The organism is Sphingomonas sp. UYP23, from assembly GCF_054059235.1.
In genome coordinates this window covers 2,566,928-2,579,587 of sequence record NZ_JBSSBX010000001.1, presented here as the reverse complement: position 1 = coordinate 2,579,587, position 12,660 = coordinate 2,566,928, and the positions used below count along the sequence as shown (strand labels likewise).

Annotated in this window: 11 protein-coding genes; 7 read left to right on the top strand and 4 right to left on the bottom strand. The window is 68.2% G+C overall.

Annotated features, from left to right (window positions below):
* Nucleotides 1-3 precede the first annotated feature (3 nt).
* Entirely contained in the window at nucleotides 4-894 is an 891-nt protein-coding gene (locus ACVWYO_RS12720) for an HpcH/HpaI aldolase/citrate lyase family protein (protein WP_457351293.1), read from the bottom strand.
* Nucleotides 891-1,343 (bottom strand): MaoC family dehydratase, encoded by a 453-nt coding sequence (locus ACVWYO_RS12715; RefSeq protein WP_457354987.1) that lies wholly within the window; start codon nucleotides 1,341-1,343, stop codon nucleotides 891-893. Before ACVWYO_RS12715 ends, ACVWYO_RS12720 begins: the two co-directional genes overlap by 4 nt.
* Before the next feature lie 174 nt (nucleotides 1,344-1,517).
* Here ACVWYO_RS12715 and ACVWYO_RS12710 point away from each other — a divergent pair, with 174 nt between their 5' ends.
* The 6 genes from ACVWYO_RS12710 to ACVWYO_RS12685 all read left to right on the top strand — a co-directional run bounded on the left by ACVWYO_RS12710 (nucleotide 1,518) and on the right by ACVWYO_RS12685 (nucleotide 9,408).
* A complete protein-coding gene (locus ACVWYO_RS12710; RefSeq protein WP_081476845.1) occupies nucleotides 1,518-1,607 on the top strand; it encodes a potassium-transporting ATPase subunit F in 90 nt (29 codons plus the stop codon).
* 13 nt (nucleotides 1,608-1,620) lie between these two features.
* Nucleotides 1,621-3,312: a potassium-transporting ATPase subunit KdpA gene (gene kdpA / locus ACVWYO_RS12705; RefSeq protein ID WP_457351291.1), complete on the top strand. Its 1,692-nt coding sequence runs from the start codon at nucleotides 1,621-1,623 to the stop codon at nucleotides 3,310-3,312.
* Between the two features lie 14 nt (nucleotides 3,313-3,326).
* Complete coding sequence (gene kdpB / locus ACVWYO_RS12700) at nucleotides 3,327-5,354, top strand: potassium-transporting ATPase subunit KdpB (protein WP_457351289.1); 2,028 nt, start codon at nucleotides 3,327-3,329, stop codon at nucleotides 5,352-5,354.
* Nucleotides 5,355-5,364: 10 nt separating this feature from the next.
* Nucleotides 5,365-5,961, top strand: coding sequence for a potassium-transporting ATPase subunit KdpC (kdpC, locus tag ACVWYO_RS12695; protein WP_457351287.1), 597 nt, complete (start codon nucleotides 5,365-5,367; stop codon nucleotides 5,959-5,961).
* A complete protein-coding gene (locus tag ACVWYO_RS12690) occupies nucleotides 5,958-8,597 on the top strand; it encodes a DUF4118 domain-containing protein (protein ID WP_457351284.1) in 2,640 nt (879 codons plus the stop codon). Before kdpC ends, ACVWYO_RS12690 begins: the two co-directional genes overlap by 4 nt.
* A 133-nt stretch (nucleotides 8,598-8,730) precedes the next feature.
* The gene (locus ACVWYO_RS12685) at nucleotides 8,731-9,408 is read left to right on the top strand and encodes a response regulator (protein ID WP_457351282.1); all 678 of its coding nucleotides are present in this window, start codon (nucleotides 8,731-8,733) and stop codon (nucleotides 9,406-9,408) included.
* 4 nt (nucleotides 9,409-9,412) lie between these two features.
* Here the strand turns inward: ACVWYO_RS12685 and ACVWYO_RS12680 are convergent, their stop codons facing one another.
* Entirely contained in the window at nucleotides 9,413-10,843 is a 1,431-nt protein-coding gene (locus ACVWYO_RS12680; RefSeq protein ID WP_457351280.1) for a glycosyltransferase family 2 protein, read from the bottom strand.
* 101 nt (nucleotides 10,844-10,944) lie between these two features.
* On the opposite strand from ACVWYO_RS12680, the gene ACVWYO_RS12675 reads away from it, so the two are divergent.
* Complete coding sequence (locus ACVWYO_RS12675) at nucleotides 10,945-11,508, top strand: cytochrome b (RefSeq protein WP_457351279.1); 564 nt, start codon at nucleotides 10,945-10,947, stop codon at nucleotides 11,506-11,508.
* A 120-nt stretch (nucleotides 11,509-11,628) separates the two neighbouring features.
* Here ACVWYO_RS12675 and ACVWYO_RS12670 read toward each other — a convergent pair whose 3' ends face one another.
* A complete protein-coding gene (locus ACVWYO_RS12670) occupies nucleotides 11,629-12,642 on the bottom strand; it encodes an acetamidase/formamidase family protein (protein WP_457351277.1) in 1,014 nt (337 codons plus the stop codon).
* Nucleotides 12,643-12,660: the final 18 nt, after the last annotated feature.

Below are 12,660 nucleotides of genomic sequence, written 5' to 3'. Positions count from 1 at the left end.
TCGCTAGCGCGGATAAGCCGACGCCAGCGCGAGCAACGCCGTCGCCTGTTTCAGATGCGGCAGATCGACCATCCGCCCGTCGAGCCCAACCGTTCCAGCGCCCGGCGCAGCGGCGAACGCCGCGACGATCCGCTGCGCATGCGCGATCTCCTCAGGCGACGGCATGAAGCTCGCGTTGATCGCGGCGACCTGCGCGGGATGGATCGCGAGCCGGCCGGTAAAGCCCTCCGCCCGTGCGGCGCGCGAGCTCTCGCGCAGGCCCGCCTCGTCGCGGAAATCGACGTAAAGCGTGTCGATCGCCTGCACCCCCGCCGCCTTCGCGCCGAGCAAGGTGAGCGAGCGTACCAGGCGATAGGTCAGCGCCCAGCCGCCTGCGGGATCGAGATTGGTGCTGGCACCAAGCGCGGCGGACAGATCCTCCGCGCCCCAGGTCAGCCCGAGCAGGCGATCGAGCCCCGCCCCCGCATAAGCGCCGAGCGTAAACGGGGCGGCGGCGGTTTCGGTCGCGACCGGCACGATCTTGATCGATCCCGGTGCCACCCCGGCCTGCGCCTCGAGCGCGTCGAGATAGTGCGAGAGCCAGCGGATGTCGCCCGGCCCGTCGCATTTTGGCAGCATGATCCCGTCGGGCGCAGCGCGAACCACCGCGACGAGATCGTCGAGCGCGAGGCCGCTGTCGAAGGGATTGATCCGCACCCACAGCTGGTTCGCGCGGGCGCCGCGCGGGCGCTCGCCGACAAACGCCGCTACCAGCGCGCGTCCCGCCGGCTTGTTCGCCGCCGCAACCGAGTCCTCGAGATCGAGGATCACCGCATCCGCACCGCATGCATCGACCTTGCCGAGCTTCTTTTCGCTGTCGCCAGGAATGAACAGCCAGGAGCGCAGCGGCGTCATGCCGGCTTCCGCCGTTGCAGGCCCGAGCGCTTGCACGACGCGACGAGCTCGTCGCGCTGGTTGTAGGCGCGGTGGATGAAGGTCACGATTCCGGCGTTGGGCCGCGACTTCGATTCGCGCAGGTCGGCGACTTCGGTCTCGATCCGCAGCGTATCGCCGATGAACACGGGGGCGGGAAAGCGCACTTCGTCCCAGCCGAGATTGGCGACCGCGGTGCCCAGCGTCGTGTCGCCAACCGACACGCCGACCATCAGCCCCAAGGTGAAGGTCGAATTGACGATGATACGACCGTAATCGCTGTCCTTCATATATTCGGCATCGAGATGGAGCTGCGCGGGGTTATGCGTCAGCGTCGAGAAGAGCAGATTGTCGGTCTCGGTCACCGTCCGCCGGATCGCATGGGCGAAGGTCTGCCCGACCTGCAATTCCTCGAACCACAATCCTGCCATCACGCGCCACTCCTCTGCCTGCCGCACGGATTAGGCAGGAATTGCGCAAAGCGCCATCACCGCGATGCAAGGCCACTTTATGCGGACTTTACGCCGCACCGCCTTCATCCCCCGCGCGCGCTAACGCGGCTCAGGTCCAAGCGGACCGCCTGAACCATAACAGGCGGGCTCTCCATGTCCTTCGACCTTATCCTGGGCGGCATCGTCGCCGTCTTAGTCCTGATCTACCTGCTCGCTGTGCTCGCACAGCCCGAGCGGTATTGAGGAGCGCGGCACCATGACCTTTGCCGGCTGGAGCATGATCCTCCTCTTCGTCGTGCTGATCGTCGCGCTGGCCAAACCGGCCGGCGCCTGGATGCACGCCCTTTATGCCCGCGAGACGCTGCCCTTGGGCTTCGTCGAACGCGGTTTCTACAAACTCGCCGGGATCGATCCCAAGGCCGAGCAGAGCTGGGTCGGCTATGCCGCTTCGCTGATGGTGTTCAACCTCGGCGGCATTGCTTTGCTGTTCGCGATCCTGAAATTGCAGGGCGTGCTGCCGATGAACCCGCAGGGCTTCACCGGCATGGAGACGCTGCTCGCGTTCAACACCGCGGTCAGCTTCGTCACCAACACCAACTGGCAGAATTATGGCGGTGAATCCTCGCTGTCGAACCTCAGCCAGATGGCGGGGCTGACGGTGCAGAACTTCCTGTCGGCCGCGGTCGGCATCGCCGTCGCCTTCGCCTTCATCCGCGGCTTTGCCCGCAAGCAGGCTTCGGGCATCGGCAATTTCTGGGTCGATGTGACGCGCGCCACGCTGTACCTGCTACTCCCGATCTCGATCGTGCTCGCGCTGGTCTATGTCGTGATGGGCGTGCCGCAGACCTTCGGGCCGTCGGTCGTCGCGACGACGATCGAAGGCGCCAAGCAGACCATCGCGGTCGGCCCGGTCGCCTCGCAGCTTGCGATCAAGATGCTCGGCACCAATGGCGGCGGCTTCTTCAATGCCAACTCCGCGCATCCGTTCGAGAACCCGACCGCGCTCAGCAACTTCCTGCAGATGCTGTCGATCTTCGTGCTCGGCGCTGGTCTGACGCTCACCTTCGGCAAGGCGGTCGGCAATGTCCGCCAGGGCTGGGCGATCCTCGCGGCGATGATGCTGCTCTTCATCGCAGGTGTCGCAGTCGCTTACGGCGCGGAAGCTGCTGGCAACCCGATCCATCACGCGCTCGGCGTCGCCGGGGGCAATATGGAGGGCAAGGAAGTCCGCTTCGGCATCGCCGCGACGGCGCTGTTCGCCGTCGTCACAACCGCCAGCTCGTGCGGTGCGGTGATCGGCATGCACGACAGCTTCACCGCGATCGGCGGCTTGGTGCCGCTGTTCAACATGCAGCTCGGCGAGCTCGTCATCGGTGGCGTCGGCTCAGGGCTCTATGCAGTGCTGATCTACTGCATCCTCGCGGTGTTCATCGCCGGGCTGATGGTCGGCCGCACGCCCGAATATGTCGGCAAGAAGATCGAATCGCGCGAGATGAAGCTCGCGGTGATCGCCATCGCCATCCCGCCGCTCGCGATCCTCGGGCTAACCGCGGTGGCGTGCATCACCGGCGCGGGACTTGCCGGCCCGGCCGCCAAGGGCGCGCACGGGTTCAGCGAGATCCTCTACGCCTTCACCTCGGGTGCGGCCAATAACGGCTCGGCGTTCGGTGGCCTCAGCGGCAACACGCCGTTCTACAATCTGCTGCTCGCGCTCGACATGTTCGTCGGCCGCTTCGGGGTGATCCTGCCCGTTCTCGCGATCGCCGGGGGCCTCGCCGCCAAGCGGCGCGTGCCCGAGGGCGCGGGGTCGTTCCCGACCACCGGGCTGCTGTGGATCGGCCTGCTCGCGGCGATCATCGTGATCGTCGGTGGCCTCACCTTCCTGCCCGCGCTCGCGCTCGGTCCGATCGCGGACCAGGCGCAGGTCGCCGCCGGCACCTTGCTCTAAAAGGTCATAGCCCCATGGCAAACCAGAACGCTTCGCTCTTCACCGGCCCGCTGCTTGCCGCAGCGGCCCGGGATGCCGTCCTCAAGCTCGATCCGCGCAAGCTGATCAAAACGCCTGTGATGTTCGTCACCGCGATCGTCGCCGGCCTGTCGACGATCCTCCTGATCAAGGGGCTCGTCACCGGCACCGGCCACCCGCTGTTCGAAGGCCAGTTGGTCTTCTGGCTGTGGCTGACGGTACTGTTCGGCAACGTTGCCGAGGCACTCGCCGAAGGGCGCGGCAAGGCGCAGGCCGCGTCGCTGCGCGCCACCAAGGCCGAGCTCCGCGCCAAGAAGCTGATCGGCGTGGCAGGCGCCTGGGAGATGGTCGATGCGACCAGCCTGCAGGTCGGCGACGAGGTGCTGGTCGAGACCGGCGACCTCGTTCCCGCCGACGGCGAAGTCATCGCCGGCGTCGCTTCGGTCAACGAGGCGGCGATCACCGGCGAGAGCGCGCCGGTGATCCGCGAGGGCGGCGGCGATCGTTCCGCCGTCACCGCGGGCACGCGCGTCATCGCCGATGCGATTACGGTGCGCGTCACCGCAGGCGCCGGCCAGGGCTTTCTCGATCGCATGATCGCGCTGGTCGAGGGGGCGCAGCGCCAGAAGACGCCGAACGAGATCGCGCTGACGATCCTGCTCGCCGGGCTCACGCTGATCTTCCTGATCGCGGTCGGCACGCTGCCGGCGTTCGCCTCCTATGCCGGCGGGATGCTCGCCATTCCGGTGCTCGTTGCCCTGTTCGTAACGCTGATCCCGACGACGATTTCGGCGCTGCTTTCGGCGATCGGCATTGCGGGCATGGACCGGCTCGTGCGCTTCAACGTGCTCGCCAAGTCGGGCCGCGCGGTGGAAGCCGCGGGTGACATCGACACGCTGCTGCTCGACAAGACCGGCACGATCACGATCGGCGATCGCCAGGCGACCGCCTTCCTGCCCGTTCCCGGCGTGACCGTCGCCGAACTGACCGCAGCCGCGCGCCTCGCCAGCCTGTCGGACGAGACGCCCGAGGGCCGCTCGATCGTCGTGCTCGCCAATCAGGACGGCAGCGCTGCGGTGGCGATACCGGCGGGTGCCGAGGAGATCAAATTCACCTCGCAGACGCGCGTTTCGGGTCTCCAGATCGGCGACCGTGCGCTGGTCAAGGGCGCGGTCGATGCGATCCTCAAGCGGCTCCCCGATGCGCCCAACGGCGAGGCGCTGCGGAAAATCGCCGACGAGATCGCGCGCGGCGGTGCCACCCCGCTCGCGGTCGCCGATGGCAACCGCCTGCTCGGCGTCGTCCAGCTCAAGGACATCGTCAAGGCGGGCATCCGCGAGCGCTTCGGCGAACTGCGCCGGATGGGGATCCGCACGGTGATGATCACCGGCGACAACCCGCTCACCGCCGCGAGCATCGCCGCCGAGAGCGGGGTCGACGACTTCCTCGCCGAGGCCACGCCAGAGGACAAGCTCGCGCTGATCCGCAAGGAACAGGAAGGCGGCAAGCTCGTCGCGATGTGTGGCGACGGCACCAACGACGCGCCTGCGCTCGCGCAGTCCGACGTCGGCGTCGCGATGAACACCGGCACGCAGGCCGCACGCGAGGCGGGCAACATGGTCGACCTCGACAGCGATCCGACCAAGCTGATCGAGATCGTCGGGCTCGGCAAGCAGCTCCTCATGACCCGCGGCGCGCTGACCACCTTCTCGATCTCGAACGACGTCGCCAAATATTTCGCGATCCTGCCGGCGATCTTCGTCGCGCTCTATCCGGGATTGGGCGGGTTGAACGTGATGCGGCTGGCAAGCCCCGAGAGCGCGATCCTGTCGGCGATCATCTTCAACGCGCTGATCATCCCGGCACTGGTGCCGCTGGCGCTGAAGGGCGTGAAGTACCGTCCCGCTCCAGCCGGCACGCTGCTCGCGCGCAACCTCGCCATCTACGGCGTCGGCGGGCTGATCGCGCCGTTCATCGGCATCAAGGCGATCGACCTCGTCGTCGCCGCTTTGCACCTTGCTTGAGGATCTCCAGATGTTGACCGAAACGCTTCGCGCGCTGCGCCCCGCCGCCGTCCTGCTCCTGCTGATGACGCTCGTCCTCGGCCTGCTCTATCCCGCAGCAATCACCGGTATCGCGCAGATCGTGCTGCCGGTGCAGGCCAATGGCAGCGTGCTGAGCAACGCCAAGGGGCAGCCGATCGGCTCCGCGCTGATCGCGCAGAATTTCACGGGCCCGACCAATTTCCATCCCCGTCCCTCTGCCGCCGGCAAGGATGGCTATGATGCGAGTGCGTCGGCCGCGACCAACCTAGCGCCGGGGTCTAAGGACCTGCGCGATGCCATCGCCAAGCGCGTTTCGAGCGCGCGGGCGGAAGGGATGACCGGGGATCTACCCGCCGACCTGGTCACCACTAGCGCCTCGGGGCTCGATCCCGATCTGAGCCCCGAGGCGGCTTTTTTGCAGGCTCCGCGTGTCGCCAAGGCGCGTGGGCTGGATGTCGCCAAGGTAAAGTCGCTGATTGAAACCCAGACCGAGGTGCCGTTGCTCGGCATCATCGGCGAGCGCCACGTCAATGTCCTGCTGCTCAATCGACAGCTCGACGCGACTGCCGCTACAAGCACCCAGTGAACGACACCCGCCCCTCCCCCGACGCGCTGCTGAAAGCGGCCCGGCGCGAGGGGCGCGGTCGGTTGAAGATCTTCCTCGGCGCAGCCCCGGGGGTCGGCAAGACCTTCGAGATGCTGCGCGAGGGCGCCGAACTGCTCCGCAGCGGCACCGACGTCGTCGCGGGCGTGATCGAGACGCATGGCCGCGCCGACACCGACCGGCTCGCCGCCCCGTTCGAGATCCTGCCGCGCGCGAAGATCGAGCACGGCGCGCATACGCTCGAGGAGTTCGACCTCGACGCGATGCTCGCGCGGCACCCCAAGGTCGCGCTGATCGACGAATTCGCGCACACCAATGCGCCGGGCAGCCGCCATCCCAAACGCTGGCAGGATATCGAGGAGCTGCGCGAGGCCGGGATCGACGTGCTCAGCACGCTCAACATCCAGCATGTCGAGAGCCTCAACGACGTCGTCGCCGGCTTCACGCGCGTTCGCGTGCGCGAGACGGTGCCCGATGCGGTGCTCGACGATGCCGAAATCGAAGTCGTCGACGTCCCCCCCGACGAGCTGATCGCGCGGTTGCAAGAGGGCAAGGTCTATATCCCAGCCGAGGCGACGCGCGCGCTCGGCCATTTCTTTTCCAAATCGAACCTGTCGGCGTTGCGCGAACTGGCGCTGCGCCGCGCCGCGCAGACGGTCGACCGGCATCTGCTCGATCACGTCGCGAGTCTTGGCGAGAGCGGCACCTGGGCGGGCGGAGAGCGGCTCGTCGTCGCGGTCGGCGACCAGCCGGGGAGCGATGTGCTGATCCGCTCGGCCAAGCGGCTCGCCGATGCGCTGCACGCGAGCTGGACCGCGGTGGTGGTCGAGACGCCGCGCTCGGCGACACTCTCGGCCCCCGCCCGCGCGCGGATGGCCGACGCGCTCGACCTCGCCACCGGGCTCGGCGCGACGATCGCGACGGTGCCGGCGGGCAACGTGCTCGAGGGGCTGTGCGCGCATATCCGCGAGGCACGCGCGACCGCGGTCGTGATCGGCAAGTCGCGGCGCTCGTGGTGGTTCGAGCTGCGCCACGGCTCGGTGGTCGACCGGCTGGTGCGCGCGCTCGACGGCGTGGCGATTCACGTCGTCCCCGTCGCGGAAGCCAGCGAGACGCGCCGCGAAACACCGACGACGCGCCCGATCCTGGCGCGGGGCAGCGCGATCGGCCTCGCCTTCGTCGCCGCGAGTACCGCGCTTTCGCAGTTGCTCCTGCCGGTGGTCGGGGCCGATGCGATCGACCTGCTCTATCTGCTCCCGGTGATCGCCACCGCGACGCTCTACGGCCTGCGGTCGTCGCTGATCGCGAGCGTCGGCGCGGCGCTCGCCTACAACTTCTTCTTCCTGCCACCGCTCTACACGCTGACGATCACCGATCCGCACAATGTCGTCACGCTCACCGTGTTCGTGATCGTCGCGGTGGTGGCGAGCCAGCTGGCGGGACAGGTGCGGCGCGAGGCCAATGTCGGCGCGCGCACCGCGACCGAGAATGCCGCGCTTGCCGCGTTCGGCCAGCGTCTGGCCGGCGTCTCCGACGAGAATGGCACCGCGACGGCGACGTGCGAGGAGATTGCGGCACTGCTCGGCGTTTCGACGATCCTGCTCGCCAATCGCGACGGCCGCCATGTCGCGATTGCCGCGGCCCCCTCGATGGTCGCGCTGAGCCCGATCGACACCGCCGCCGCCGAATGGGCGTTCGACCGCGGCGAAGTCACCGGACGCGACAGCGGGACGCTGACCGCGAGCGAGTGGCAGTTCCACCCGCTCAAGACCGCTTTGGGCGTGCTCGGCGTGCTCGGCGTTGCACGCGAGGGGGGTGATCCAATCCCCGCCGACAAGCGCGTGCTGTTCGCGACGCTCGTCGGCCAGGCCGCGCTGGCGCACGAACGGCTCCAGCTCGAGGCGCAGGCGCGCGAAGTGAACGCGCTCAAGCAGCGCGACGATCTGCGCGCGACGCTGCTCTCGTCGATCGGGCACGATCTCAAGACCCCGCTCACCGCGGTCGTCGCGGCAGCGGACGAACTCGCCGTCGCGCACGGCACCTCGCTCGCTACCGCGACGCTCAAGAGCGAGGCACGGCGGTTGCGGCGCGTGTTCGACGATCTCGTCGAGATGACGCGGATCGAGGCGGGCGCGCTCGTCGTCAAGCGCGAGGCGACCGACCTGACCGACGCCGTCGCCGCCGCCGCGCGCGACCTGCGCGCCGAGCTCGCGCGGCACCGGCTGGTGCTCGACGTGCCGCCGACGCTGCCGTTGGTGGAGGCCGATCCGCGGATGCTGCATCACGTGCTGATCAACCTGCTCGGCAACGCCGCCAAGTTCGCACCCGCCGACACCGACATCTTGATCGAGGGGCGTCGCACGCCCGACGGGCTTACGCTCGGCGTCCTCGATCAGGGGCCAGGCCTGCCGGTCGGCGGCGAGGCGCATCTGTTCGACCGCTTCACGCGCGTCGACGGCGATGACCGCAGCGGCGGGACGGGACTTGGTCTGGCGATCGTCCAGGGCTTCGCGCAGGCGATGGGGCTGCAGGTGTCTGCGGCCAATCGCGAGCAGGGCGGATCGGCGTTCGTCGTGGCGTGGCCCAATGCGCTGATCCGGCGTACGGGTAGCGAATGACCAACCTTCGTCACCCCGGCCTTGTGCCGGGGCCCACCCCTCCGCACGCGCACCCTTTGAGCTGCCGGCCGCACCGCTCGCGGCAAGATGGGCCCCGGCACAAGGCCGGGGTGACGGTTGGAAGGGGCGGCCGGTGACCGCGCAGATATTGATCGTCGACGACGAATCCGCGATCCGCCGCCTCGTGCGCGGCGCGGTTGAGCGCGCCGGGATGACCGCCGAAGAAGCCGCCACCGCCGCCGATGCACTGACGCTCGCGCATCGCCCGGGGTGCGAGCTGGTGTTGCTCGATCTCGGCTTGCCCGACCGCGACGGGATCGAGCTCGTGCCGCTGCTCAAGGCGATGGACCGCGCGGTGATCGTGCTGACCGCGCGCGACGCAACCGCCGAGAAGGTCGCAGCACTCGATCTCGGCGCCGACGACTATGTGGTGAAGCCGTTCGACACCGAGGAATTGCTCGCTCGAATGCGCGTCGTACTCAGGCGTCACAATGCCACCCCGGCGGGGCAGGACCGCTTGAAGGTCGGGCCGGTCGAGATCGACCTGTCGGCGCATCAGGTGTGGCGCGATGGCGCGCCGGTGAAGCTGACCCGCAAGGAGTTCGCCTTGCTCGCCGAACTGGCGCGCCACGCCGGCAAGCTGCTGACGCACGCGCATCTGCTCCGCGTGGTGTGGGGCGACGGGCATCTCGACGATGTCGAATATCTGCGCGTCGCGGTGCGCGCGCTGCGCTTGAAGCTCGAGCTCGATCCGGGCGCGCCCGCGCTGCTGCTCAACGAGCCCGGGATCGGCTATCGGCTGGTGGCGTAAGCGCTCACTCCGCCGGCGCGACGATCGCGGTGCGCTCTTGCCGGCCCCAGCTTTCGCGCCCGGTCAGGAACGCGTGCCAGCCCCACACCGCACCGGCATGGCGCAGCAGCTGGAAGCTGAACGGCTCGAGGATCGCCGCGATCAGCGCGGGGAACAGCGCCAACCCCTCGCGCTGCCCGGTCCAGCGCTTGTACATACCGAGCGACCAGAGGTGGAAGGTGAGGTCGATCGCGATCTTCGCGAGCATCACGAGCAGGATCGGGAACGCCAGCGTGAAGCGCCCGCTGACCACCAGCCCGACGAGAATCGCGAACGCCGCGAGACCGTAGATCGGCTGCACCGTATCGAGCGCCTTGACCGGCAGCATCGCCGTCCCGAGCCAGCCGAAACGCCGCGCACCGACCATGTCGCGGTTCCAATATTGCGTCTGGAGGAAGCCGCCGAACCAGCGCCGCCGCTGGCGCAGGAAGGCCATCGGGCTCGCCGGCGCATCGGTCCGCGCCAGCGCGCCGCCGACGACGCGGATCGTCCAGTCGCGGTCATGATCGGCGGCGTGGCGGTACAGCCGGTGGATCAGCTCGTAATCCTCGACCATGCAATCGGGATCGAACCCGCCGACCGCGACCACCGCCTCGCGCCGGAACGCAGCGAACGCGCCCGAGATCAGCAGCAAACTGTCGAGCCGTTCCCAGGCATGGCGCGACAGGAAGTTGCGGACATATTCGTAGGTCTGGAACCACTCGAAGAAGCGCCCCTGCAGATCGCGCCCGCAGATCGGCGCGAGCACCCCGGTCGCCGCGACAAGGGTAGGCTCGGCGGCGAACGCCGCGCGCATCGCCGCGATTGCGCCGGGTTCGAGCAGCGTATCGGCGTCGACCGTCAGCACCACTTCGGTATCGACCTGCACCATCGCCGCATTGAGCGCGCGCGCCTTGCCCGCGTGGCGCAGCCGCAACCAGCGCAGCGACGGCAGGATCGCCGACGGCGGTGTCATCGTGCCGAGCGGCGGGACGGCGAGACCGTAGCGCCGCTCGAGCACTTCGGCTGTCGCGTCGCTCGATCCATCGTCGGCGATCAGGATCAGGTCGGGCGGCGAGGCTTGCCCCGCGAGCCGGTCGATCGCCGCGGCGATAACGCTCGCCTCGTTATGCGCGGCGACGATCACGCCGAAGCTGGGGGATGCGACGGGCGTGGGGTGCGGTGTCTGGCGCAGGTCGCGGATGTTCCACGCGGTGAACGCCAGCAACGCGGTATCGTAGAGGATATAGCCAATGCCGATCGACCAGACCGCCAGGCTTTGCCGCGTGAAAGCCTGAACGAAAAGCGCGACGAACAGGAGCGGTCCGGTCGCACCGATCAGGCGGCTCGCGACCGGCACGCGCCGCGGGGTCAAGCGCGGGGATTCCGCAACGAGCGTTTCGGCGAGCGAGGTCATTGCGGAGGCGTTACCGATACTGGATGAACGGGTGATGACGCGCCTAGCGCAGCCTGCGCTGCGTCGCTAGGCTCGATCCGAAATGTCGCCGGAGCGGGTCCATGTTGCAGCGTTACACCCATGTCGCCATCGTGCTCCACTGGATCATCGCGGCGCTGATCGTCGCCAATGTCCTGCTCGCCTGGACGTGGCCGAACCTCGCCGACGCGCAGGTGCGCCCGGCGATCGATCTGCACAAGTCGATCGGCATCACGATCCTCGGGCTCGCGCTGCTGCGCATCCTGTGGCGCCTGGGGCATCGCCCGCCGCCGCTGCCGCAGGGCTATGCACGCTGGGAAGTCGGGGCGTCGCATATCGTGCATTGGGGGCTGTACCTGATCCTGTTCGCGATGCCGCTGACGGGGTGGATCATGGATTCGGCCTATGAGCATGCCGCCGAGACGCCGATGTATCTCTACGGCCTGTTCCAATGGCCGCGGCTCGGCTTCATCATGGCGCTCGACCCGGCGACCAAGAAGGCGGTGCATGACGGGTTCGGCGCGGCACACGAGATCATCGCCTATGCCGTCTACGCGCTGGTCGCGCTGCATCTGGCGGGCGCGATCAAGCACCAGTGGCTCGACCGGTCGCAGGAGCTGCAGCGGATGTGGTTCGGGCGGCGGTAGACCCGCGCAACCGTCACCCCGGACCTGTTCCGGGGTCTACCGGGATGCGCGTTCTGACGCCGCGTGTGCGCGTCACGGTGGACCTTGGCACGAGGCCGGGGTGACGTAGGAGAATGGGCGCTATCGCTTGGTGAAGACCGCCTTGGGCAGCATCACGTGGACGCCCTTGTTGCGATCGACCAGTTCTGTCACCTCGACATCGCCCGCCACGCTGATCAGCATATAGGCGTCGTCGCGCGTCATGCCCTTCGCGGCCACGAGAAAGTCGATCATGTTGCGCAACGCCTTGCGCGTCGCGTTGCTGAGATCGTCATCGAAGCCCATCGCGATATAGTGCGTCGGCGTTTCCGCACGCGGATAGGGGGCATTGTCGCCCTTATGCAGGATGAACTGCAGCGTCCCCGTCAGCGAGGTTTCGAGCGCGGTGATGTCGACTTCGCCATTGCCCTGCGCGGCATGGCCGTCGCCGACCTGGAACAGCGCCCCGCTGGCATGGACCGGCAGGAACAAGGTCGTCCCCGCGACGAGCGCCTTGTCGTCCATGTTGCCGCCATTGATCGTCGGCGGCGCCGAATCGTAGCGCCCGAAGGCGGGCGGCGGCGCTACGCCCATGCTGCCGAAGAACGGCCGCAGCGGCACATCCACGCCCGGCGCGAAGCGGCCGAGCATCGCCTTGCGGTCGAGCGGGACGATCTTCATCCGCGCATAAGGGAAATCGTCGGTCAGGAACCCCGCGCCATAGCGGAAGGCGTTGTAGGCATAGGGGATCGCGAGATCGATCTTGAGGATGCGGACCTCGAGCGTGTCGCCTGGCTCGGCGCCGGTGATCGCGATCGGGCCGGTGAGCACATGCCCGCCAGGACCGCGCTCGCTGGCAGGCACGCCGGCGTAGACCGCACGCAGCGCCGGCTCGACATCGGCGGACGCTACGCCGGCTTTCTCGAGGCCGGCGGGACTGTTGGTGAGCAGCGTGTGGACGACGACGGTATCGCCCGAGTCGATCGTCAGGACGGGCTTGGAGGTCGCATCGTAATGGCCCCAGGCGACGGTCTGCGGCGTGGCGGGCAGATCATGCGTCTTGGCCACCAGCGGGCTGGCGACGGCCAGCCCGATCCATCCCATCCAGTATCGCATGCGCCACCCTTTCCACCC

What these genes read in the sequence shown, in the direction of transcription:
- ACVWYO_RS12720 (WP_457351293.1), bottom strand. Translation starts at nt 894, where the DNA reads ATGACGCCGCTGCGCTCCTGGCTGTTCATTCCTGGCGACAGCGAAAAG.
- ACVWYO_RS12715 (WP_457354987.1), bottom strand. Translation starts at nt 1,343, where the DNA reads ATGGCAGGATTGTGGTTCGAGGAATTGCAGGTCGGGCAGACCTTCGCC.
- ACVWYO_RS12710 (WP_081476845.1), top strand. Translation starts at nt 1,518, where the DNA reads ATGTCCTTCGACCTTATCCTGGGCGGCATCGTCGCCGTCTTAGTCCTG.
- kdpA (WP_457351291.1), top strand. Translation starts at nt 1,621, where the DNA reads ATGACCTTTGCCGGCTGGAGCATGATCCTCCTCTTCGTCGTGCTGATC.
- kdpB (WP_457351289.1), top strand. Translation starts at nt 3,327, where the DNA reads ATGGCAAACCAGAACGCTTCGCTCTTCACCGGCCCGCTGCTTGCCGCA.
- kdpC (WP_457351287.1), top strand. Translation starts at nt 5,365, where the DNA reads ATGTTGACCGAAACGCTTCGCGCGCTGCGCCCCGCCGCCGTCCTGCTC.
- ACVWYO_RS12680 (WP_457351280.1), bottom strand. Translation starts at nt 10,843, where the DNA reads ATGACCTCGCTCGCCGAAACGCTCGTTGCGGAATCCCCGCGCTTGACC.
- ACVWYO_RS12675 (WP_457351279.1), top strand. Translation starts at nt 10,945, where the DNA reads ATGTTGCAGCGTTACACCCATGTCGCCATCGTGCTCCACTGGATCATC.
- ACVWYO_RS12670 (WP_457351277.1), bottom strand. Translation starts at nt 12,642, where the DNA reads ATGCGATACTGGATGGGATGGATCGGGCTGGCCGTCGCCAGCCCGCTG.